At 52.0% G+C, this 19,829-nt stretch carries 20 protein-coding genes; 10 read left to right on the top strand and 10 right to left on the bottom strand.

All coding sequences use genetic code 11. The annotated features are described in order from the left end of the window. From SYN9616_RS0102335 to SYN9616_RS0102315, 5 genes are all read left to right on the top strand, one after another. On the top strand, positions 1–643 hold a 643-nt coding region (locus tag SYN9616_RS0102335; RefSeq protein ID WP_028951699.1), incomplete at its 5' end, for a hypothetical protein. 151 nt (positions 644–794) lie between these two features. After that, positions 795–1,493: a hypothetical protein gene (locus SYN9616_RS0102330; RefSeq protein ID WP_037990604.1), complete on the top strand. Its 699-nt coding sequence runs from the start codon at positions 795–797 to the stop codon at positions 1,491–1,493. Positions 1,494–1,641: 148 nt separating this feature from the next. Then, positions 1,642–2,316: a hypothetical protein gene (locus SYN9616_RS0102325; RefSeq protein ID WP_028951697.1), complete on the top strand. Its 675-nt coding sequence runs from the start codon at positions 1,642–1,644 to the stop codon at positions 2,314–2,316. 873 nt (positions 2,317–3,189) lie between these two features. Then, complete coding sequence (locus tag SYN9616_RS0102320; protein WP_028951696.1) at positions 3,190–3,867, top strand: hypothetical protein; 678 nt, start codon at positions 3,190–3,192, stop codon at positions 3,865–3,867. A gap of 145 nt (positions 3,868–4,012) precedes the next feature. Continuing rightward, positions 4,013–4,312 carry a hypothetical protein gene (locus SYN9616_RS0102315; protein WP_028951695.1) on the top strand — a complete coding sequence of 100 codons (300 nt, stop codon included), beginning with the start codon at positions 4,013–4,015 and terminating at the stop codon, positions 4,310–4,312. A gap of 40 nt (positions 4,313–4,352) precedes the next feature. Here SYN9616_RS0102315 and SYN9616_RS16030 read toward each other — a convergent pair whose 3' ends face one another. Together SYN9616_RS16030 and SYN9616_RS0102305 are read right to left on the bottom strand one after the other, a co-directional pair. Beyond that, positions 4,353–6,635 carry a S8 family peptidase gene (locus SYN9616_RS16030; RefSeq protein WP_156918631.1) on the bottom strand — a complete coding sequence of 761 codons (2,283 nt, stop codon included), beginning with the start codon at positions 6,633–6,635 and terminating at the stop codon, positions 4,353–4,355. A 746-nt stretch (positions 6,636–7,381) separates the two neighbouring features. Then, positions 7,382–7,735 carry a hypothetical protein gene (locus tag SYN9616_RS0102305; RefSeq protein WP_037990602.1) on the bottom strand — a complete coding sequence of 118 codons (354 nt, stop codon included), beginning with the start codon at positions 7,733–7,735 and terminating at the stop codon, positions 7,382–7,384. Between the two features lie 104 nt (positions 7,736–7,839). On the opposite strand from SYN9616_RS0102305, the gene SYN9616_RS0102300 reads away from it, so the two are divergent. Next, positions 7,840–8,052 carry a hypothetical protein gene (locus SYN9616_RS0102300; protein WP_028951693.1) on the top strand — a complete coding sequence of 71 codons (213 nt, stop codon included), beginning with the start codon at positions 7,840–7,842 and terminating at the stop codon, positions 8,050–8,052. Between the two features lie 645 nt (positions 8,053–8,697). Here SYN9616_RS0102300 and SYN9616_RS0102295 read toward each other — a convergent pair. Next, positions 8,698–9,615, bottom strand: a complete 918-nt coding sequence (locus SYN9616_RS0102295) for an AEC family transporter (RefSeq protein WP_028951692.1) — start codon at positions 9,613–9,615, stop codon at positions 8,698–8,700. Between the two features lie 60 nt (positions 9,616–9,675). On the opposite strand from SYN9616_RS0102295, the gene SYN9616_RS14985 reads away from it, so the two are divergent. Both SYN9616_RS14985 and SYN9616_RS0102285 read left to right on the top strand, forming a co-directional pair. Then, complete coding sequence (locus tag SYN9616_RS14985) at positions 9,676–9,873, top strand: hypothetical protein (protein WP_051411066.1); 198 nt, start codon at positions 9,676–9,678, stop codon at positions 9,871–9,873. Next, positions 9,863–10,078: a hypothetical protein gene (locus tag SYN9616_RS0102285; protein WP_028951691.1), complete on the top strand. Its 216-nt coding sequence runs from the start codon at positions 9,863–9,865 to the stop codon at positions 10,076–10,078. The genes SYN9616_RS14985 and SYN9616_RS0102285 overlap by 11 nt, the downstream gene beginning before the upstream one ends. A 39-nt stretch (positions 10,079–10,117) precedes the next feature. On the opposite strand, the gene SYN9616_RS0102280 is transcribed toward SYN9616_RS0102285, so the two are convergent. From SYN9616_RS0102280 to SYN9616_RS0102260, 5 genes are all read right to left on the bottom strand, one after another. Continuing rightward, positions 10,118–11,512, bottom strand: a complete 1,395-nt coding sequence (locus SYN9616_RS0102280; protein WP_156918630.1) for a calcium-binding protein — start codon at positions 11,510–11,512, stop codon at positions 10,118–10,120. 80 nt (positions 11,513–11,592) lie between these two features. Continuing rightward, on the bottom strand, positions 11,593–12,336 hold the full coding sequence (locus tag SYN9616_RS0102275; RefSeq protein WP_028951689.1) for an amino acid ABC transporter ATP-binding protein: 744 nt from the start codon (positions 12,334–12,336) through the stop codon (positions 11,593–11,595). 3 nt (positions 12,337–12,339) lie between these two features. Continuing rightward, on the bottom strand, positions 12,340–13,314 hold the full coding sequence (locus SYN9616_RS0102270; RefSeq protein ID WP_028951688.1) for an amino acid ABC transporter permease: 975 nt from the start codon (positions 13,312–13,314) through the stop codon (positions 12,340–12,342). Next, complete coding sequence (locus tag SYN9616_RS0102265) at positions 13,314–14,216, bottom strand: ABC transporter permease subunit (protein ID WP_028951687.1); 903 nt, start codon at positions 14,214–14,216, stop codon at positions 13,314–13,316. The genes SYN9616_RS0102270 and SYN9616_RS0102265 overlap by 1 nt, the downstream gene beginning before the upstream one ends. Next, the gene (locus tag SYN9616_RS0102260; RefSeq protein ID WP_028951686.1) at positions 14,216–15,277 is read right to left on the bottom strand and encodes an amino acid ABC transporter substrate-binding protein; all 1,062 of its coding nucleotides are present in this window, start codon (positions 15,275–15,277) and stop codon (positions 14,216–14,218) included. The genes SYN9616_RS0102265 and SYN9616_RS0102260 overlap by 1 nt, the downstream gene beginning before the upstream one ends. A gap of 91 nt (positions 15,278–15,368) precedes the next feature. On the opposite strand from SYN9616_RS0102260, the gene SYN9616_RS0102255 reads away from it, so the two are divergent. Then, positions 15,369–15,692, top strand: a complete 324-nt coding sequence (locus tag SYN9616_RS0102255) for a hypothetical protein (protein WP_028951685.1) — start codon at positions 15,369–15,371, stop codon at positions 15,690–15,692. A 145-nt stretch (positions 15,693–15,837) separates the two neighbouring features. Here the strand turns inward: SYN9616_RS0102255 and SYN9616_RS0102245 are convergent, their stop codons facing one another. Next, the gene (locus tag SYN9616_RS0102245; RefSeq protein WP_028951684.1) at positions 15,838–17,388 is read right to left on the bottom strand and encodes a SulP family inorganic anion transporter; all 1,551 of its coding nucleotides are present in this window, start codon (positions 17,386–17,388) and stop codon (positions 15,838–15,840) included. Positions 17,389–17,420: 32 nt separating this feature from the next. Beyond that, positions 17,421–18,605, bottom strand: coding sequence for an FAD-binding protein (locus tag SYN9616_RS0102240; protein ID WP_037990598.1), 1,185 nt, complete (start codon positions 18,603–18,605; stop codon positions 17,421–17,423). Positions 18,606–18,665: 60 nt separating this feature from the next. Between SYN9616_RS0102240 and SYN9616_RS0102235 the strand changes: the two genes are divergently transcribed. After that, the gene (locus SYN9616_RS0102235; RefSeq protein ID WP_028951682.1) at positions 18,666–19,763 is read left to right on the top strand and encodes a sirohydrochlorin chelatase; all 1,098 of its coding nucleotides are present in this window, start codon (positions 18,666–18,668) and stop codon (positions 19,761–19,763) included. Positions 19,764–19,829: the final 66 nt, after the last annotated feature.

Below are 19,829 nucleotides of genomic sequence, written 5' to 3'. Positions count from 1 at the left end.
CATGCCTGACTTCAACGCCAAGAAGGTCAGCAAGGTCAAAGCCGTTGATCCTGATGCCAGCTACAGCGTTGAGGGCACCGAGAGCGGCAGCTTTGCCATCGCATCCAGCAAGAAAGATCTCAAAGCATTGATGAGATCCGATGCTGCTGTGGTCTATGACGAGAAGAAAGGCAAGCTGTACCTCAACGAGAACGGCACTGCTAAAGGCTGGGGTGCCAAGAAGGTTGGTGGGCTGATCGCCAAGTTCAAAGGCAAGCCTGAATTGAGTGCTGAGCAGTTTGAGGGTATGGAGGCATTTGATGCTGTTACGGGCGACCATGATCATGAGCACGACCATGACCACGAGGACGGTAGTGACACCAAAGAGCAGATTGCTGCTTACCGGGAAATACTGACGGATTCAGAAGAAGCTGATTTGTTGGTTGACTTCACATTGGAGCCCAAGAAAGCATTGAAGCGTGTGATCAAGGATGGCAAGAAAGAAGGGTATGTTTTTGATCGCGACGAACTAGCAGAAGAGTTAGATGAAATGAACAACGGTGGGGCATTTGATGATATTGAATTAGATGCTGTAGCGATGCAATCGCTGTTCTCACGAGGTGGTGAGCAGGAGCAAGCTCACAAAGGTAATGGTACCGGTTAGGGATTGTTGATTCGATCAGCCGCTTAATCACACCCCGTCAGCAATGGCGGGGTTTTTGATGAGCTGATCAACGAGCAACAGCTAAAGCGTCACTGTTTTCAGGATTGATCATTGAAACTCAGCTAGAAAGCCTCTTCGCGCATTGATCGTCATGGCAAAAGAGCACGACCACGACCATCACGGTCATGACCACGGACATGACCATGGTGAGGAGGTGCTGGAGTTCTCAGCCAAGAAACCCAGCAAGCTCAAAACCCTTGATTCCGACGCCCTGATCCATGTTGATGGCATCGAGGATGGATCCTTTGCGGTTGCCTCCAGCAAGAAGGAACTGAAGCAGCTGATGAAGTCTGATGCGGATGTGGTCTACGACGAGAAGAAAGGCAAGCTGTATCTGAATGCCAACGGTGAGGAGAAGGGCTGGGGCAAGAAAAAGGTGGGTGGATTGATCGCCCGGTTTAAAGGCAAGCCTGAGTTGAGTGCTGAGCAGTTCGAGGGGATGGAGGCATTTGATGCTGTTACGGGCGACCATGATCACGAGCACGGCCATGATCACGAGCACGGCGGTGACACCAAAGAGCAGATTGCTGCCTACCGGGAAATACTGACGGATTCAGAAGAAGCTGATCTTTTGGTTGACTTCACACTGGAGCCCAGCAAAACACTCAAGCGTGTGATCAAGGATGGCAAGAAAGAAGGTTATGTCTTTGATCGCGATGAACTCGCAGAAGAGTTGGACGAGATGAACAACGGTGGAGCTTTTACTGATATTGAATTAGATGCAGCGGCGATGGAAGCACTGTTCTCCCAAGGTGGTGAACAAGAGCGGGGTCAAAATGGTGATTGCTGAATCAATGGCGGTGATTTAGATGCACTCCACCCCGTCAGCAATGGCGGGGTTATTGATGCGCTGATCAACGAGCAACAGCTAAAGCGTCACTTTTTTCAAGCTGGATCACTGAAATGCGACTAGAAAGCCTCACCACGCATTAATCGTCATGGCAAACGAGCACGACCACGACCATGACCATCACGGTCATGACCACGGACACGACCATGGCGAAGTGGTTGTTGAGTTCTCAGCCAAGAGACCAGCCAAACTCAAAACCCTCGATGCTGATGCCCTGATCCTTGTTGATGGCACTGACGGCGGCAGCTTTGCCATCGCCAGCAGCAAGAAGGAACTCAAGACATTGATGAAGTCCGATGCGGATGTGGTTTATGACGAGAAGAAAGGCAAGCTCTACTTGAACGACAACGACACAGCTAAGGGCTGGGGCGCCAAGAAGGTCGGTGGTCTGCTCGCCTCGTTCAAAGGCAAGCCAGAGCTGTCTACGGATAACTTCGATGGATTAACAGGCTTTGACGGCGCTACAGCGTCTGACGCTGGTGACATCAAGGATCAGATCGGTGCACTAAGCGAAAAATTAGGCGACGACAAGATGTCTCAGCTGTATAGCGAGACGTTGATTGATCCCAAGAAGGGTCTCAAGAGCATCGCGAAGGCTGGCAAGAAAGAGGGTTACAAGTTCGATAAGGCTGAACTTGGTGCTGCACTAGATGAAATGAATGATGCAGGTGCATTCAGCAACGTGGAAATGGATGCTTCAGCTCTAACAACACTGATGGGGATGGGTGGCCAACAGGAGGGTAGAAATAGTGGTGGATCCTAAATGAAATGCACTGCCCCGCTCGATTGGCGGGGTTTTTGATGAACATTTATAGCGAACACTTATAGAGGCAGTTCACAGGAGATGCTGAATCAACTAACCCAACTGCTACTGAAGCTACTGCTGACAGGTAGGTTTTCAACGCATATGCAACTTTTGAGTTAGTTACATCATTAAGCGTTTCAAGAGTTTCCATATTTCTCAGGCCTACACAATACGCAAAGCGGTTGAATTAAAAAGCAATGACTACTTACAATCATAACTAGAATCCGATTTAACAACCACACATAAAGACTATACCTTCGAGCAACAATTACCATCAGCCACCATCCCAAAAAAAATTGCAAGAGACCTTAACAACCATTCTAGGATGGGAATATTGCGCCTTCAAAGCAACGATCAGAAGTAGAAAGCAGGATGGGGGTAAGCAGTATCTTGCTGATATGTAGAGAGGGCTCAAATATCCTTTTGATTTTACTAGGACATATGCACAAATTGATGAGCCTATTCATTAGAAAACTCTAAGGCCTTTATGAGCCACTATAGGAAGCCCAATATGTGTTAGCTATCAGGTATAGATGACTACAAAACTACTCTCGGAGCTCTTGAGGGAGAAAGGAACGCAAGGAGAGCCTAGAGCACTGAAAGTAAAAATCAAAGAATAGTTACCTGCAAGAAACTACTACTTGTCATCGCAGCGGTCGCTGGATTTAGTGGAGTTGAGGGATCCAATTAGAAATTCAAATAGCACGCGGATGTAACAAAAGGACTATCTTTAGCTTGCCAAGCATTTTCCAATTCAATTCCATCGAATTACCAAAGATTTGAAATTACGAACAGCTGTAGATTTAAGAGACAGCAACAGTATCTTAAGCGATGCCTCAACTCTATGGTCATTCAGCACACTCTCGTACCAAGGGCGATGCAGACCTCGACTACCTTAAAGAACAAGACAGCCAAGGCTTGTTAGTCAAGTCACCCGACTCCAAAGCAACCTTCGATCTATCCTTGGCGGACGACCTTGACTATTACTATCTTGATGATAATATTCTAAAAATTTTTATCGATAAAAAAGCTGCAATAGGTACCAAGAGAATCAACAAGAAAGAGCTTAAGCACATTAATAAGCAATTAAAATCTCTCGAAGATTTAGTTAGATTTGATATCAAAGTTGTCAAGACTCCTGCCAAGGCTGATATCGGTATGGCCAAGTTCAATAACATGCTTAATGATCTTGGTGAAGACAGTGTTGGGGCCTGGGATCCCGCTGACAACTTCGATCTCGGCCTTCCATCGATCTGTTGGGAAGACACTATTATCAAAAATGATAAGAAGCTCGCCAAGTTCGATACCAAGTCCACGATCTCTCACGAAATTGGACACATATTCGGACTTGAACACCCCTTGACCGACTTCTTCGACGATCATCCAAATACGATTATGGGTGGCGACGAACTCATTGAACAGGACGGACCCTTCTTGACGAAGCAAGATCTCAATCTGATTGCCCAAGGCTGGGATGTCTACGAATCGAATCCCAACATCTATGGCTGATGTTGACTTTCAAATCACTCGGTCACCCGTCGACTGAGCATTTTTTGAAGGTTAGACGTCCTGGGATTGTAGTCCTGGAGAAGTGATTAGCAGGCGATAGAACTGGTACCTTCTTTGCCCTCAGCGAATAAATAAAGTTAGAAGAATGGAGGCATTTGATGCTCTTACACGGGACCATGATCACGAGCACGGCGGCGACACCAAAAAGCAGATTGCTACACTGTCTGATTCAGAAGAAGCTGACGTGTTGGTGGACATCACGCTGAAGCCCAGCAAAGCACTCAAGCGTGTGATCAGTGATGGCAAAAAGGGCGGTTATGATTTCGATCGCAACGAACGAGCAGACGAGCTGGACGAGATGAACAACGGTAGGGCATTCACAGATATTGAACTAGATGAAGCAGCGTTGGAAGTATTGTTCGCCCAGGGTGGTGAACAGGAGTAAAGGAAAAGGCGAGTTGCTGATTCTGCGCTACATATCTTATTCAGAGAAAGACACTCCAGGCATGATTTATAGCATCAAAATCACTATTTGTTATGCCAAAGTTGTCCGCAATCTCATTTGATAGTGGCCAAGCTGCGATTGAATCCTCAAATGAATAAATACCTTTTGACTTCTCTGGCAAATAAGATACTCCTAGTGCCGTAGCAATTTCAAGGGCCGCATTGTAATGATTAAGTAGTTTATCTATTGGCTTAGAGCTAAAATCAAAACCCACGGAAAGCCCCCAGGACATCTCATTAATGCCAACAAATTGAGATTTTTTACTGGCTCCAATCACAAGATCTGCCTTAGCATGTGAAGCACCATCAAACTTCAAAATTGTATTTTGATCCAACAACTTTAATGTGCTGTCAATATATTCAAGCAGGCCGCGATCCATAGACGCATTATTTCCATGCAATCCTTTGTGATCAACAAAATAGTTTATCTTAAAATCTCTACCTGATTTATTGAATAAATACTTTGCAAAATTTGTATCACCGACATGCTGATCCAATGGTATCGTTCGATTAGGGCTCAAGCTGATAGAGCTGCTCTTTCTACTAGTTACCAACGAAATCATACTTTCACTCAGATTTGGTTTATCTACAATATTCACCAATAAGCTACTTTCTTTACTGCTATCAGTCCAACCTTTGCCTTCTTTATTTTGATTATAGTAAAGATTACCCGTACTTCGATCGTAAACAAAGTCAGAGTCTGTCTCAGACTTTTTTTGAAGACTTTTCTTGTTATTAGCCAGATCAAACGAGAAATTATCCGATGTGAAGCCTGGCAAAATTTTTCGATGAATTAATATTCTATCACCATGATTTGAGTTGAATTGGATTAATGACGGAAAATCGCCTGATCGGGAAAAATTGCTTTGATTCACTTCAAACAGATCTCCAGTGGCGGTGCCGTAGAGAAAGTTATATCTAAATTGCTGATTATCTGTAGTAGAACTATCTTTCATTTTAGAATTATATTTGCCTGCAATTTTGACTGCCAGGTCAACTGCTAAATACCCAGATGATTTAACAAATCTCTTGAGCGATTGATCCTTCGTAGATGTTTCATCCAAAATCCATAAGATATCTTCGGGGAGTAGTTTTTTGTTCTTCTCTAACATTAGTGCTACTGCTCCAGACACAATTGGAGCTGCCATACTTGTTCCCGGCATTCCTCCATACAAACCTTTGTCGCGTGGCAAGGTACTGATTATCTTTGTCTTATTGCTAATGGAGGATCCTCCAGGGGCAGCAACTGAAACTTGACTGCCAAAATTAGAATAATCTGTAATGCTCCCTTCATCAGTTATCGCCGCAACAGATATAAATCCAGGTACCTCCGTTGCAAAAGCCGCTGGCAAGCTTAAACTATTGAGATCATCAGAATTATCATTGCCAGCCGAAGTTATCAGAGTAACACCACGATCAACAGCATAATTCAATGCATCAATATATCCTCGATACAAATCAGGAGACAGTTGCTTGAATCTCTCAAGAGTGGCAAATGGAACCGTATATCCAATTGACATATTGATAACATCTGCGCCATTGTCTACTGCATAATGAATCGCATCAAAAAGATCTTCACTGTCATATTTGGTTTTATCCCCAAAAATATCTAGTGACATCATATTGACGTCCCAAGTAAGGCCAGAGACACCAATATTATTGTTTCCTTCTGCGCCAATAATACCTGCCACATGCGTGCCATGTTCGCTTGGAATGACTGAAGGAGTATTCTCCACAAAATTCCAGCCATTTAAATCATCTATAAATCCATTCTTATCATCATCAATCCCGTTTTCAGGAATTTCATTTTGGTTTGACCAGATATTGTTGACCAAATCTGGATGCTCCACATCTATTCCACCATCAATCACTGCTACTGTGATATTCGGGCTGGCAGATTGTCTTTTCCAAGCCTCAGGCGCACGAATATCAAGATCTAATAAGCCTAAGCTTTGACCGGTGTTTAGTAGGTGCCATTGAGAATCAAATAGTGGATCATTTGGAAGTTTCATTGTTTTAGCTAAATATTTTGCATCAAAACTCACTTTATATTTTGAAGGCAGCTCTTCTCTGATGAATGAATTTTTGTACTTAAGCTCCAGCAAATACTCTCCTGAAGACAACAAGGCAAAAATATATTCATCCGTATTTCCACTATTTACAGACTCAGAAATATAGCTCCAGTTATTTTTTTTATTGTTGAATTTCCATAGGCTTATGTCGATATTGTCCTGCATGTTCCATACATCAAAGGCAATAGGCACCCGAGCGCCATCCTTTATACTAAAAATATATTCGTGGACCTTATTCGGGGACAGTGTGTCCTTGAATTGGATATATTCTCCCGACCGTATTAGCTTGAGATTTTTCGTGAGAGAAGTAGAAATTTCTTTTGCCAATCTTTTAATGCGATTTTCTAAACTTAGTGTAGCCAGTCATCGTCTGCATGCAAACTCAGCATCGGATACATTTTGGCCTCTTATTCGCTTCCGAGATAATATTCTTACATATACAAGATGTAATTCTTCAAATGTTCTAGATGCAGCCCAAACCCTTAAGCAATAGAGTTGCGCACATTAGTGCCCATTTCGGAATCGACGTGATACTTATTTGCCTCAAACGATCACTCCAACTCAGGATTTTTGGGTAAAGCTAAACTAGATTACTTGACACTCAATATCTATGAATGAGAACTCTAGCCTGTCATTAAGGGGGCTGGACAATCAGAATGATGCTTGAGTCGTCGTTGCTTGTTCTCCTCTAGAGACGCTTGTCGGCATGCGTCGCTGTTTACTTTATCTCTGAAGTTGTGCCTATTAAGCCAACTTGCCGGCTACAATGACTACTTGGAGGCTGAAGGTACTTACTCATAAGGGGCATTGACTGCTAATCATCTGACAACAGAAGTAATTAATTAAAGCAACGGCACACATACCCTTTCAGAGTTTCTCAATGATCGAATGCTTATTCCAATATGTACCAACCGTTTACGAATGAATGTCTTACTCGATCAACCTGCAACATGTCCGGACAATGGTGTAAATCCGGGCGCCGTTCTTGTATAGACATAAAGCACAAAGACAAAGCCATATGCAATAATTAAAACTGAAGACTGAATCCTTAACCAGAACTTATCCCACTTGTAGGCCAACTGCAATAACTGCTGAATGCAAAAGAGCAGCGCATAAAGGGTGATCGAGAGCTCGGCAGCAACTTTGAGCCTCACCAACGTCAAAGCATGAATGACAAAATTTGCAATCGCTGCATAGGCAATAATAGAACCTATTTGGAAAAGAACTGATATGAGTCGTTGACGCCTGAGCTCTTTCTTGGCATCCTCACTTGGTTGATCAAGAACGTTCATGTAATTCAGCAAGTTATTCAAAGCCTAGCGCTTAAAACACAAATGTCTAACAACTGCTGACAGCCACTGTAGAGAAGAAGCCTGAGTACACAGAAGATCTATACATGGAACAAGTACGCCACCAAGACAATCAAATTGGCAACCCAACAAATCTCATTGATTCGTTGAAGCAATGTATCGAGTTCAGTAACATTAAAACTGAAAAGATGCAGAGAATGAGTCCGGTGATGTTGAACCACGTCGGTAGAACAACCCTGAACAAGGCCATCAAGCGGTTAAAACGACTCAAACACTTGATCAAGACCGGGGAAGGCTGACTTATCGACAAGATCAAAGGAATGCTTGGCCGGAATGCTCGTCCTGCAGTGTTGAGGCAACGAATAGCAATCTGTTCGTGAGCTTCGAGAGGCAATTGATTCTATGCTCTGAACACCTCGAGAGCATCAAGGCATTTCCAAAAACTCTAATTTAAGCAGACATTAAACTTGCGCCGTACTCCATTCCAGACGGTACCGAACAGCATGCCTACTGGTGACATCAACCTGAATCACAAAATCTCTTCAACAGTAAAGCAACAACGGCAACTGGAAAACCCACGTTATTGATGACGATGAGCTGTCAAAACATCGATGAGAGAAACAATGGCTCCCTAAATCTCAGCGATTTACTGGAGAAGTTCGAAGTTCGGAAAACAGAGCCGACCATCACAACACTGCTAAATCACATGATTGATTCGATATCCCAGAACAGTCAATGCCGAAATCAACAACAACAGCCCTAAAGAACCAGCTACATCGACCTGTCCCATGGTCACCTCCCTTGACATATCTCCAATGTAACGACAGCTGAATCAGCGTTACAAGGCGGAATCCCGACCGATCTAAGGCTTCTTAATAAAAGTTATTCAGTTAATTCATTGTTGGATCATTGGCTGAGCGCTGGTGATGATCAGACCACATCATTTAGCCCCCCTGGAACAACACAACCAAGCCATATCCCCACAAGGGTGAACTCAAGAGGGCCAACAGCGTGCTCCACAGCACGAGGCCGGCTGCAATCGCCTGGTCGCGACCAACAGCTTCCGCGATCAACAGCACTGAAATGGCTGTCGGTGCCGCTCCCTGAAGCGTGATCGCCTGAATCATCACCGGATCCAGCCCGAGCACGAGCCCGACCAACAGCAACAACAGCGGGAAGAGAACGAGTTTCCCCACAAGGGCAGGCAGGAGCAAAGGGAGTCGGGTGTCGGACTGGTTCGTGGACAGCGAGAGCGATCCAAGCCGCATGCCCACAACGATGAGGGCAAGAAGAATGACCGCGCGAGATGGCCACCACAACACGGTTGCGACCCGGTCAACCCATGGCGTGAGCTGCACCAGCAAGGCACCAATCAAGCCAGGCACAGCCGGGCTACCTCGCAGCGCCTTCAGCAATCGGCTCCATAGACCGCTGCCATCACTGCTCTCCCCGGCAATCAGCAAAGGGCCAACGGACCAGGCCAGCAACGTGGCGCCGAGGTCGTAGCCGATGGTGATTGGCAGCGCAGACGCTGGGAGCAGCGCCAAGGCCGCAGGGACACCGAAGTAAGCCGTGTTGCCGACGCAGCAGCCGAGCTGTCCGCAGGGACCATGCAGGAGATGGCGGAGCGGGACGATCCATCGAGCGAGCAGGAGAACGCTGCCGATCACACCCGCCGCAAGGACAGCGGCCAGCAGAACGCGAGGCCCCAGCCCCCCCTTGAGAAGCAGCCCCATCACACTGAGCGGCACCCCATAACGCACAAGCGGGGTTGCCAGGACGCCGGAACGTCCCGGGTAGCGCCTCCCAAGCCAGAAGCCGATCAGTAGACAAGGCAGAAGGTCCTTGAGGAATTCGAGCAAAGGCGCGCAGACGACGAGAGCTGTGTGCCAGGCTTGTTACCGTCCATGGCAATCAACTGGATGCTGGCACGCTCCGTTCAAGGTCTGCTTTCTCTGCAACGTCGTCGCGGATTGCTGGAACGGCTTGAGCAATTGCAGGTCCTTCTCTCGGAGCAAGTTCAAAGCCTCCCCGATGGCAACGAAAGCTGGCTTGATACCGAACGGGAGCTCATGGCTGTGGAACAGGCTCTTGAGCGCATCCCCGCCATTGAGGCCTGATCAAAGCCCAGCAAAGCCAGCCAGCTACCGACTGCAGCGGGATGACGGCGGAGAGGACGCGATGACACGACGGCGCTTCAACAGCTACGACGACGCCTATGACGCGCTGGAGCAGTACTGCGGTGCGTTTTGCTGCTCGGACGACGATCGGATCGAGTACTCAATCAAAGCCAACAAAACCAACCCTGAGCCGTCCGCTAACTGAGCAGCATTTTGGTTTTTGATTGCGAGAGCTCAGCTCAAATCACACCTCGTTCACGGGAACGATGGTGGCGTCAGCAGGATCAGGGGACGACTCTGTTGATGGCGTGGAATCCACTCCAGCATCAATGAGTTCGTCAATCGACTCAGCTTTTTCGTCAAGGTAGGAGAAATCATCTTCTTCAAGCTCTGGCTTTCCTTGCAGTTTGAGAATCTGCCCGCCGTCATTACCAAATCCTTTCTTATCGCCATTGGCATCATAAAACAATTTACCTTTGCCTTGATCATAAATAATCGAGGCGTCGTCTTTGGAGGCGCTCTTCAACTCTTTCTTTGAATCAGTAACCGCAACTTCAATATCATCTCCGATCGCATCATAGGCTTGATCATCCAAAACAATTTGGTCACCACCCCTGAAGTCCTTAATCACATCAATGCTTTTCTTTTTGACATCTTCATCTACAGATCCGACAACAAAATAATCATCTCCACGACCTCCTATCAACGTATCTTTACCAGGACCTGCGGCGATAATATCGTCGCGAGATGTTCCTTCGACAACGTCCGACTTACGACCCGGCTCGTAAATCGCCTTATTCATATTAAGGTTGATGGTCCCGATCGTAAAAGTAATATACGTATTTCCTTGATTAATATCTCCCGTCGTTATATTGCCAGAACCTGTATTTGTGTTGTTAACGATATTGATAGTAATCGGCTGATTTCCAGAATCACCGATGGAACCCAGCTGATCCAACAGCCCCTGCACGTCACTCGTATCAGGCTTATTGGGCGAGGACGTCGACGTGTTTCCTGATCCTGGAGTCAGGCCAACAGAGGTTCCAGGAGTCTCGTCACTGTTCAATCCTTTACGTCCAGTCGAGCCGTCTCCATTGATATCAAACTCATGCAATTCTTCTAAACGGCTTAGCCCAGTTGAACCGAGCGGCTCCGGAAAACCAATTGCTCTCGATTGCTCGTGAAAGGCGTCTCCATAGAACTCAAACGTCTGCAACCAATACTGATCACCGTATCCATTTCTATCTCCGTTTGAATAAACGACCCTGAAGCCCTCGGCTGAATCATGGCCATTCGTGCCCTTTCGCCAACCCGCCAAAGCAATCCAGTAATCAGTTAAAAACTCAGGCTCATAATCGCTACTAACCTCGCCTAAAATCTGAAGATCCTGATCAGCCAGACTCACTCCCGGTCGTGCCGCGGCCAACAAAACAGTGTTGTCAGATAATTTATACAGCCCTAGGTAGTCACTTCTACTCCAGCCCCAATCGGCATCCTGGCCGTAGTAGAGAATTTCATCAAGACTGACTGCTCCTACTGTGCCTGAATCATCGGAGCCTGAATCATCAAGACTACTCAGAAAATCGTCGTACCCAGACATAATGAAAGCATTTGAGTATTCATCATCGGGGAAGCCCAAACAAATGTCAATTTTGTACCCGTCAATACAATAATTGCCTCCTCGCGTTGGTTGCTCCTGGCGAGGCTCAGATCGCTGATTCAGCCGCTCATCTGACTGAGAAAACGGCGACTGCGCTCTTCGCGGGCGTTGCTGAAAAATGTTTCCGGATCGGACGTCTCCACCACACGGCCCTCGTCCATGAACATCACCCGATCCGCCACTTCTCTGGCGAACCCAAGCTCATGGGTGACCACCACCATCGTCATGCCACCCCTGGCCAGCTGCCGCATGGCATCCAGCACCTCTTTCACGCGCTCCGGATCCAAAGCACTGGTGGGTTCATCGAAAAGCATGATTTCGGGATCAAGCGCCAGGGCTCTGGCGATCGCAACCCGCTGTTGCTGGCCGCCACTCAACTGGCCTGGAAACTTCCTCGCCTGGTCTCGGATTCCCATTTGATCCAACAGCTCAATCGCCCGCTCTTCGGCCTCCAACAGGCTGCGTTGTTGAACCTTCATTGGAGCAAGGGTGATGTTCTCCACCACAGACAGATGGGGGAAAAGATTGAACTGTTGAAACACCATGCCGACGCGACGGCGGATCTCTCTCACCTGCCGTGGGTCGTAGCTGGCATCCAACGGAATACCCAACACATCCAGCTGCCCTGAGTTCAAGCTTTCCAAGCCATTGAAGGTGCGGATCAGGGTGCTCTTGCCTGAACCCGATGGCCCCATCACCACAAGCACCTCGCCAGACCTCACCTCCAGAGACACGCCATCGAGAGCGCGCTGGCCTGGTGAAAAGCTCTTCACCAGATCGGTGGCACGGATGGCGACGGTCATCAATCAGCGAGAGGAACGAACAGGGTCGAGCTGGATTTCAAGATGACGTGCCAACAGTGCCATGGCAGTGCAGACCAGCCAGTAGACAGCGGCAAGCCACACATAAACCTCCAGATAGCGCCCAATGAACGCGGGATTGGCCAGCAGGCTTCGGCTGATGCCAAGCAGCTCCACAAGCCCAAGAATCGCCAGAAGGCTGGTGTTCTGGAGCAGACCCACCGCCTGGTTGGTAAGGGCTGGCAAGGCGATGCGCAGCGCCTGGGGGAGCACAACAAGCTGCATGGTCTGCAACGGCGAAAGGCCCAGCACTGCAGCTGCTTCCACCTGAGTGGGGGGAATCGCTTGCAGACCACCGCGCACATCTTCAGCGATGTAGGCCGCTGCAAACACAGCGAAGGCCACCACGGCCCGCAGCACCCGATTGAGTTCCAACCCGACGGGCAGAAACAAGGGAATCAAAAGCTGACCGAAAAACAGCACCGCAATTAGGGGGACTGCACGCATCGTTTCGATGTAGGCCGCACTGGCGAAACGCAGAACGGGCAGTGCGCTCTGACGGCCCATAGCCAGCATCACGCCGAACGGGAGGGCCAGAACGCCGCTCCCTGCCGTGAGCAACAGCGTCAGGCTGAGGCCACCCCAGTCCCGTGATGCCACGGGCAGCAGTCCCAGACCACCCGCCAGCAGAACAACACCAATCGGCACCATCGCCATCCAAAGGGCGGGGAGTGCACGTCGCAGCCAGCCGGAACGGGGCCCCAGCAGGGTGACCAGCGTCATCAGCAGCAACAACGCAATCCAGAGCAGTGGTCGCCAGCGCTCCGCCTCCGGATAGCTACCCACCGCGTACAGAGAGAGATTGGACTCCACCACAGACCAGGCCGCTCCGGTGACCAGCCAATGGAGAAGCGATGCAGCAGCCCAGCCGACCAGAGCTAGCACAACAGCACTGATGAAACGGTCCAGCCAGCGATTCATCAGCGACCTCTCCTCACACGCCCCAAGACGATGGAATTCAGAGCCGTCATCCCACCGCTGATCAGCAAGTTGAACAGCAAAAAGCTGATTAACAGCAGAAGAAAGCCCTCAATCGCACGGCCTGTTTGCGTGATCGAGGTGTCGCTCACCGCATAGAGGTCGGCATAACCCACAGCAATCGCCAGGGTGCTGTTCTTGGCGAGATTGAGGTACTGGCTGGTGAGAGCAGGGAGGATCGCCGGCAAGGCCTGCGGCAGAACGATGCGGCGCATTCCCAGGCCCTCACTGAGGCCCAGGCTGCGATAGGCCTCCCATTGCCCCCTCGGCACAGCGTTGATCCCACCGCGCACCACCTCCGCGATCGAGGCCCCTGTGAACACGGTCAAACCGGTGAGCACGGCGCAGAACTCCACACTCAGCTTCAGGCCCAGCAACTGGATGCCCTGGTTCGAGAGTTCGATCAGGCCGCCCAGCGGGTTCTCCGGCAAGCCAAGGAACGCCACGAAATACCAAAACAACAGCTGCAGCAACAGCGGAACCTGACGAATCAGAGCCACATAGCCAGCCGCAAGCTGGCGCAGCAGCCTGTTGCTGCTGCTGCGGGCCGCTCCAGCCAACACGCCCAACAACGTGGACAACACCAGCCCGGCCAGGATCACCTTGAGGCTGTTGAACCAGCCCACGGTGAGTGCCCAGGCGTAGGAATCGGAGGGGCTGTAGGGGAGCGCACTCTCCCCTAAGGCAAAGCCCGCGGGTCGACCCAACCAGCTGAAACTGAGCCCAAGGCCTGTGCGGATCAGATTGACGGCGAGATTGTTCACCAGCAGCGCCAACACGCCGAGCACACCAAGGACCAGGACCACCTGGATCCAGAGTTCTCGCCTGCTGGAGAACAGCCGCATCAGGTGAAGGGTGGAGAGATCATCAGGCCACCGTCTTTGGAAAGACGATTGCTGCCGCGTGGAATCACCACCTCACTGTCAGCCCCGAGATGGCGCTCATAGATCTCGCCGTAGTTGCCAGTGGATCGAATCACCTGAACCACAAAATCATCGGGGAGACCAAGCTTGCTTCCCAGCCCGCCATCCACTCCAAGGAAACGTCGCAGTGAAGCCTGGCTGGGATCGGCATCCGCCTTGGCCAAGATCTCATCGAGGTTGGACTGGGTGATGCCACGCTCCTCAGCCTCGATCAGGGCATAGACCACCCAACGCATCGCGTCGGCCATGGACTGGTCTCCACCCACAACAGCGGGGGCCAGGGGTTCCTTACTGAGACGGTCGTCGAGAATGACGTGCTGTTCAGGGTCAGGCAGCCCCGAACGCGCGGCAGCGAGCTGGGAACGATCGGATGTCATGGCAGCACAACGTCCCTGGGCATATCCCCCCACCACCTGATTCAGATCCTGATATTTGATCGGGGTGTAAGGCAGCTTGCGGGCCTCGAAGGCGTCATTGAGGTTCTGCTCTGTGGTCGTGCCGGAGCCGACACAGATCGCCTCACCACTGAGATCGCTCAGAGAGTTGAACCCGCTGCCCTTCTTCACCATCAGAGCCTGACCGTCATGGAAGACGACAGGGCCGAAGCTGACGCCGTTGCCGCCCACGGAATCACGACTCAGGTTTTGCGTGGTGTTGCGGGACAACAGGTCGATCTCTCCGGAGCGAAGCGCCGTGAACCGTTCCGGGGCGGTGAGGGGACGGAACTGAACCTTGTCGGCCTCTCCAAGGAATGCAGCAGCCATGGCCCTGCAAACGTCCACATCAAGGCCCTCATATCCACCATCGGTCTTGAGGAAGCTGAAGCCCGGAATCTTGCCGCTGACACCACAGATCAGTTCCCCGCGCTGCTTGACGAGATCCAGCCTGGAACGATCACCAGCATCGAGAGTGGCGCACCCAGCAGCCAGAGAACTCAGCGCTGCGATGGCACCGATCAGAGCGAATGGTCGTCGACAGTTCATAAAACTGGTACGGATCGGATGGGGATTGTCCCAGATGCAACGGCTTGTGCGTTGAGTGCACCTACCTTTGCGCCATGTTGAACCCGCGCCGATGAAAACAGCCGCATGGCTTGCGGGATTGGTTGTGGCGTTGTTCCCATTGCAGCCGGCAATGGCCTGGCAGGAAGGCGATCGCCAGGCTTACAACAACAAGATGGCGCTGCTCAAAGTGCTTGTTGATGGGGCGAAAGACCGAGCGACAGGCAGCGGTGATCTTGAAACGCTCTGCCTGCTGATGAGCATCGGCAACGACGTCACTCTCCGCTATGTGCAGCTCAACCCAGAGGACCAGCAGATTCAGACGCGGTTGACTGGGATGAGAGACGACCTGACGGTTTGTCTCGCTTTGCTCTACGACCCAAGAGCCCAGCGCTGAATCGCCATGATGCCGGTTTCACGGCAAAGCTCATGGACAGTGATCTGCTGCTTCCCTTGATTGCCGGAGGCATTTTGATTCTCGTGATCGTGGCCGGCACGATCGTCATTATTTTGCGTCCGAGCGACACCCCCGAGGCCTGACATCAGGCATGGGCTGATTCCTGACCTCCGATCCGTTCGAACAGATCCAGGCTTTCATCATTCAGGCCAACAAGGTCCACCTGAGAGCCACCGAGGCGAAACTTACGCATCACCTGATCAAGAGCAGCTACTCCGCTTTGATCCCAGATGTGGGCCGAACCCATGTCGATCGTGATCCGCTGGCGATGGTCATGCAGATCGAACCCCTGGATGAAATAAACCTTGCTGACGAAGAACAGTTGTCCCGTCACTTTGTACAGACGTTCTTGGTCGTTGAGATCAATGGTCTCCACCTGAATCACTTTGGCCACTTTGCGGCTGAAGAGAATTCCGGCGAGCGCGACCCCAGCCAGTACGCCCAGAGCCAGGTTGTGGGGCGTGGTGAGCATGGTGACGGCAAAGGTCATCAACATCACCGATGTGTCGCTCTTTGGAATACGGCGCAGATTCCGCAAACCGTTGAGATCAGCTGTGCTCACCGCGATGCTGATCATCACAGCCACCAGTGCCGCCATCGGGATCTGCTTGAGCCAGGAGCCCGCCAGCAGGATCATGGCCAGCAGGCTGACCCCTGAAAACAGGGTGGACAGGCGCGTGCGCCCACCGTTGTCGATATTCATCACGGACTGCCCGACAAGAGCGCAGCCAGCCATACCGCCAAACAACGAGGCCACGATGTTGGCCACACCCTGACCGCGGGCCTCGACGTTTTTGTCGGTGGTGATGTCGGTCTTGTCATCCAGGATGTCCTGCGTAAGGAACGTCTCCATCAGACCCACGAGCGAAATCGCGAGGGCCGTGGGGAGAACCAGGCCAAGTGTCTCGAGATTGAAAGGAACCCCTCCCTCGCCGAAGGGGATTGAGAAGGACGGCAACCCCTCCGGGAGCTTGCCCAGGCTGTCGACGCTGGGAAGATCCAGATTCAGGCCCAAGGTGATGGCCGTCAGCACCACAATCGCCACCAGCTGTGACGGCACGATGCGGGTGAGTCGAGGCAAGCCGTAAATAATCAGAAGGCCAAGCACCACCAACCCCCAGACAATCGGAATCTGGCCACCGTGAGGGAGTGCGGCTGAAGCTTCGCTGTGATGCAGATCCAAACCCAGCTGCGGCAACTGAGCCTGGAAAATCAGCAACGCCAGAGCGTTGACGAAGCCGCTCAGCACCCCCTGGGGCACGAAACGCATCTGATACGCCAGACGCAAATAACCCCAGAGAATCTGCAGCAAACCCGTCACCAGACCAGCCACCATCAGGTACTGAACCCCGAGGCCTGGGCCGATTGCCTCTCCCGAGCTGACCAGCCCCGTCATCAGAAGGGCGGTTGAGCCTGTTGCGGAGGTGATCATTGCCCGGCGTCCACCGACAACGGCAATGGTTAAGGAGAGGCAGAAAGCCCCGAACAAACCAACCTGCGGATCCACTCCGGCAATGCCTGAAAAGGCAATCGCCTCGGGAATCATGGCGAAGGCGACCACCAGGCCCGACAGCAGATCCTTGCTGGGGTTGTTGAACCATTCACTCACCAGCGTTGAACTGGATCGTTGAACCATGACGGGACGCCGAAGCCAGCGGCGACCGTAGATCAGAGCGCCGGCAGGTTGCCATTCGGATCGAGTCGAGCCTTCAGATCGCGCAAGTCCTCAAGATGATCGCCATAGGCCAGCCTCAGCTCCCGCTGATGAAAAGGAAGGTGGTGATGCAGCTGGGCGAGATGCACACCAGGGCAGATCGGTATGAGCAGAGCCCAGAGTTCTTCAAGCCAGGACAGGCTGCGCGCACGCAGAGTCAAGTCCCCCGCGGGCCACATCGCCGTAATCCATGGCTTCCAGACGGCGTCTCGATGAACGAACGCCGTCGCCTGGGGTGGCACGAGCGTGGTCGCCCCTCCAAGTTGCTGAGCGGACAGGCTGCAACCGGGATGAGGGCGAGATCGCATCAGGCGTTTCAGTGCCGGCATCACGTCGTTCCAGCCAGTGGCCGCAGCTGGTCCCAGCAGACCGATCACCTCAGCATGCAACCGCTCGTTGGCTGACGGTGCTCCGCTCAGCGACGGCAGCTGATGCAAACCCCCGATTCGCACAGCCGATGCTGCAGGCTGCTGGGACACGTGCAGCCAGCGCAGCTGCTCGTCTTCTGCCCAGTGCCACTGGAGTGACTCACAGTCCGGTGAACTCTCAGCCTTGAGCATCCGCTGCGGAAGATCGGCTGGTGGCATCGAACCCTGTTCGATCCAAAGCGGACGCAACGGTGACGTTGCCATGCTGACTTCGGTCACAACCCCAAGGAAGGGGGCTGCACCACACAGGGCTCGCCAGTGGCGGTCATCGGATCGATCCAGAACGAAAGGATCGCCGTTCCCCCAGACGCCACAGATCTGAAGCAAGCGATCAATGGCCAGTCCGTTGGTCCGCGCCAGAGGTCCGATTCCGCCGGTGAGGACGTAACCGAGTCCTGGCAATCCAGAGAGTCCTCCCGGAAGCGTGAGCCCCTGGGTGGCCAGGTGATCCAACACCTCGCCCATCCGACAGCCCCCACCGATACGGATCGCAGGGATCGCTGGAACAAGCGACCTCGTCTCGAATCCGGGCCTCAGATCGAGGGTCCAGTGCCCATCGGAGGCACAACGGGACGTGGTGCCTCCACCACAGACCAGCAGAGGTTTCGAACCTCTCCAGCCACGCAGCAGATCGGACAACTCTTGCGGACCAGGTGAGAGAAGCCCGGACACCGATGCATCAGCTGCCTGCGGATTGAACAGATCGGACATCAATGTGCCCTCAGGGCTTGTCGAATAGGGTCATTCCATTCGATCAGCGGACGCGACCCCTTGGCTGAATCCAGCACCGAACGATCCCAGGACCGACTCGGTGTTCTGATCTGCGGCCACGGGAGCCGCAACCGGCTCGCCGTCGAGGAATTCGCGCAGATGGTGGCCGCCCTGCGGCCAAGCCTGGAGCCCATGCCGGTGGAACACGGCTACCTGGAATTCGCCAGGCCGATCCTGAGAGATGGTCTCGATTCCCTCAGAGAGAAGGGTGTTACCAGGATTCTGGCGATACCGGCGATGTTGTTTGCAGCAGGGCATGCCAAGAACGACATTCCCTCCGTTCTCAATACCTACACCGCTGAAACGGGACTACCGATCGATTACGGCCGAGAACTGGGTGTGGACCGACTCATGGTTGCCGCCGCCGGGGCGCGAGTCAGACAGACCCTGGAGACCGCATCGAATCAGGTGCCTCTTTCGGAAACGCTTCTGGTGGTGGTGGGTCGGGGATCCTCCGATCCAGATGCCAACTCAAACGTCGCCAAGGTGACGCGGATGCTGGTGGAAGGCTTCGGCTTTGGCTGGGGAGAAACCGTCTATTCCGGCGTCACCTTTCCATTGGTGGAACCCGGACTGCGCCACGTGGTGAAACTGGGATTTCGCCGAATCATTGTGGCCCCCTACTTCCTGTTCTCCGGTGTGCTGGTGAGCCGGATCCGACAGCACACAGAACGGGTTGCCGTCGACCATCCCGAGGTGGAATTTCTCTCCGCTGGTTATCTGGGAGACCATCCGCTCGTGGTGGACACCTTCCGAGAACGCGTGGATGAAGTCCTGCGCGGGGATACGGCGATGAACTGCTCACTCTGCAAGTACCGCGCCCAGGTTCTGGGGTTCGAGCAAGACGTCGGGCGAGCCCAGGAAAGTCACCACCATCACGTCGAAGGAATTGAAGAAAGCTGCACCCTCTGCGAGCGGGAATGCACCGGAGCCTGCCAACCGGACGGACGCCCCATTCCGCACAGCCACTCCCATGACCACAGCCTCTCCCATGACCACAGCCTTGATCACGGCCACTCCCATCCGCCTTACCCCCATGCCGACCATCCCCTGGGTCCGACAACCCTGAGATCGGTCGATCCTTTACAGAACCCTTAAGAGAAGTAGTTGGTCTTGGGCTAAGCCAGCCATGGTTCTCGCAAGGGACGGATTGGATTTTTCTCA

The sequence above is a fragment of the Synechococcus sp. CC9616 genome (assembly GCF_000515235.1).
Lineage (GTDB): Bacteria > Cyanobacteriota > Cyanobacteriia > PCC-6307 > Cyanobiaceae > Parasynechococcus.
This window is presented reverse-complemented; position numbering and strand designations above follow the sequence as displayed.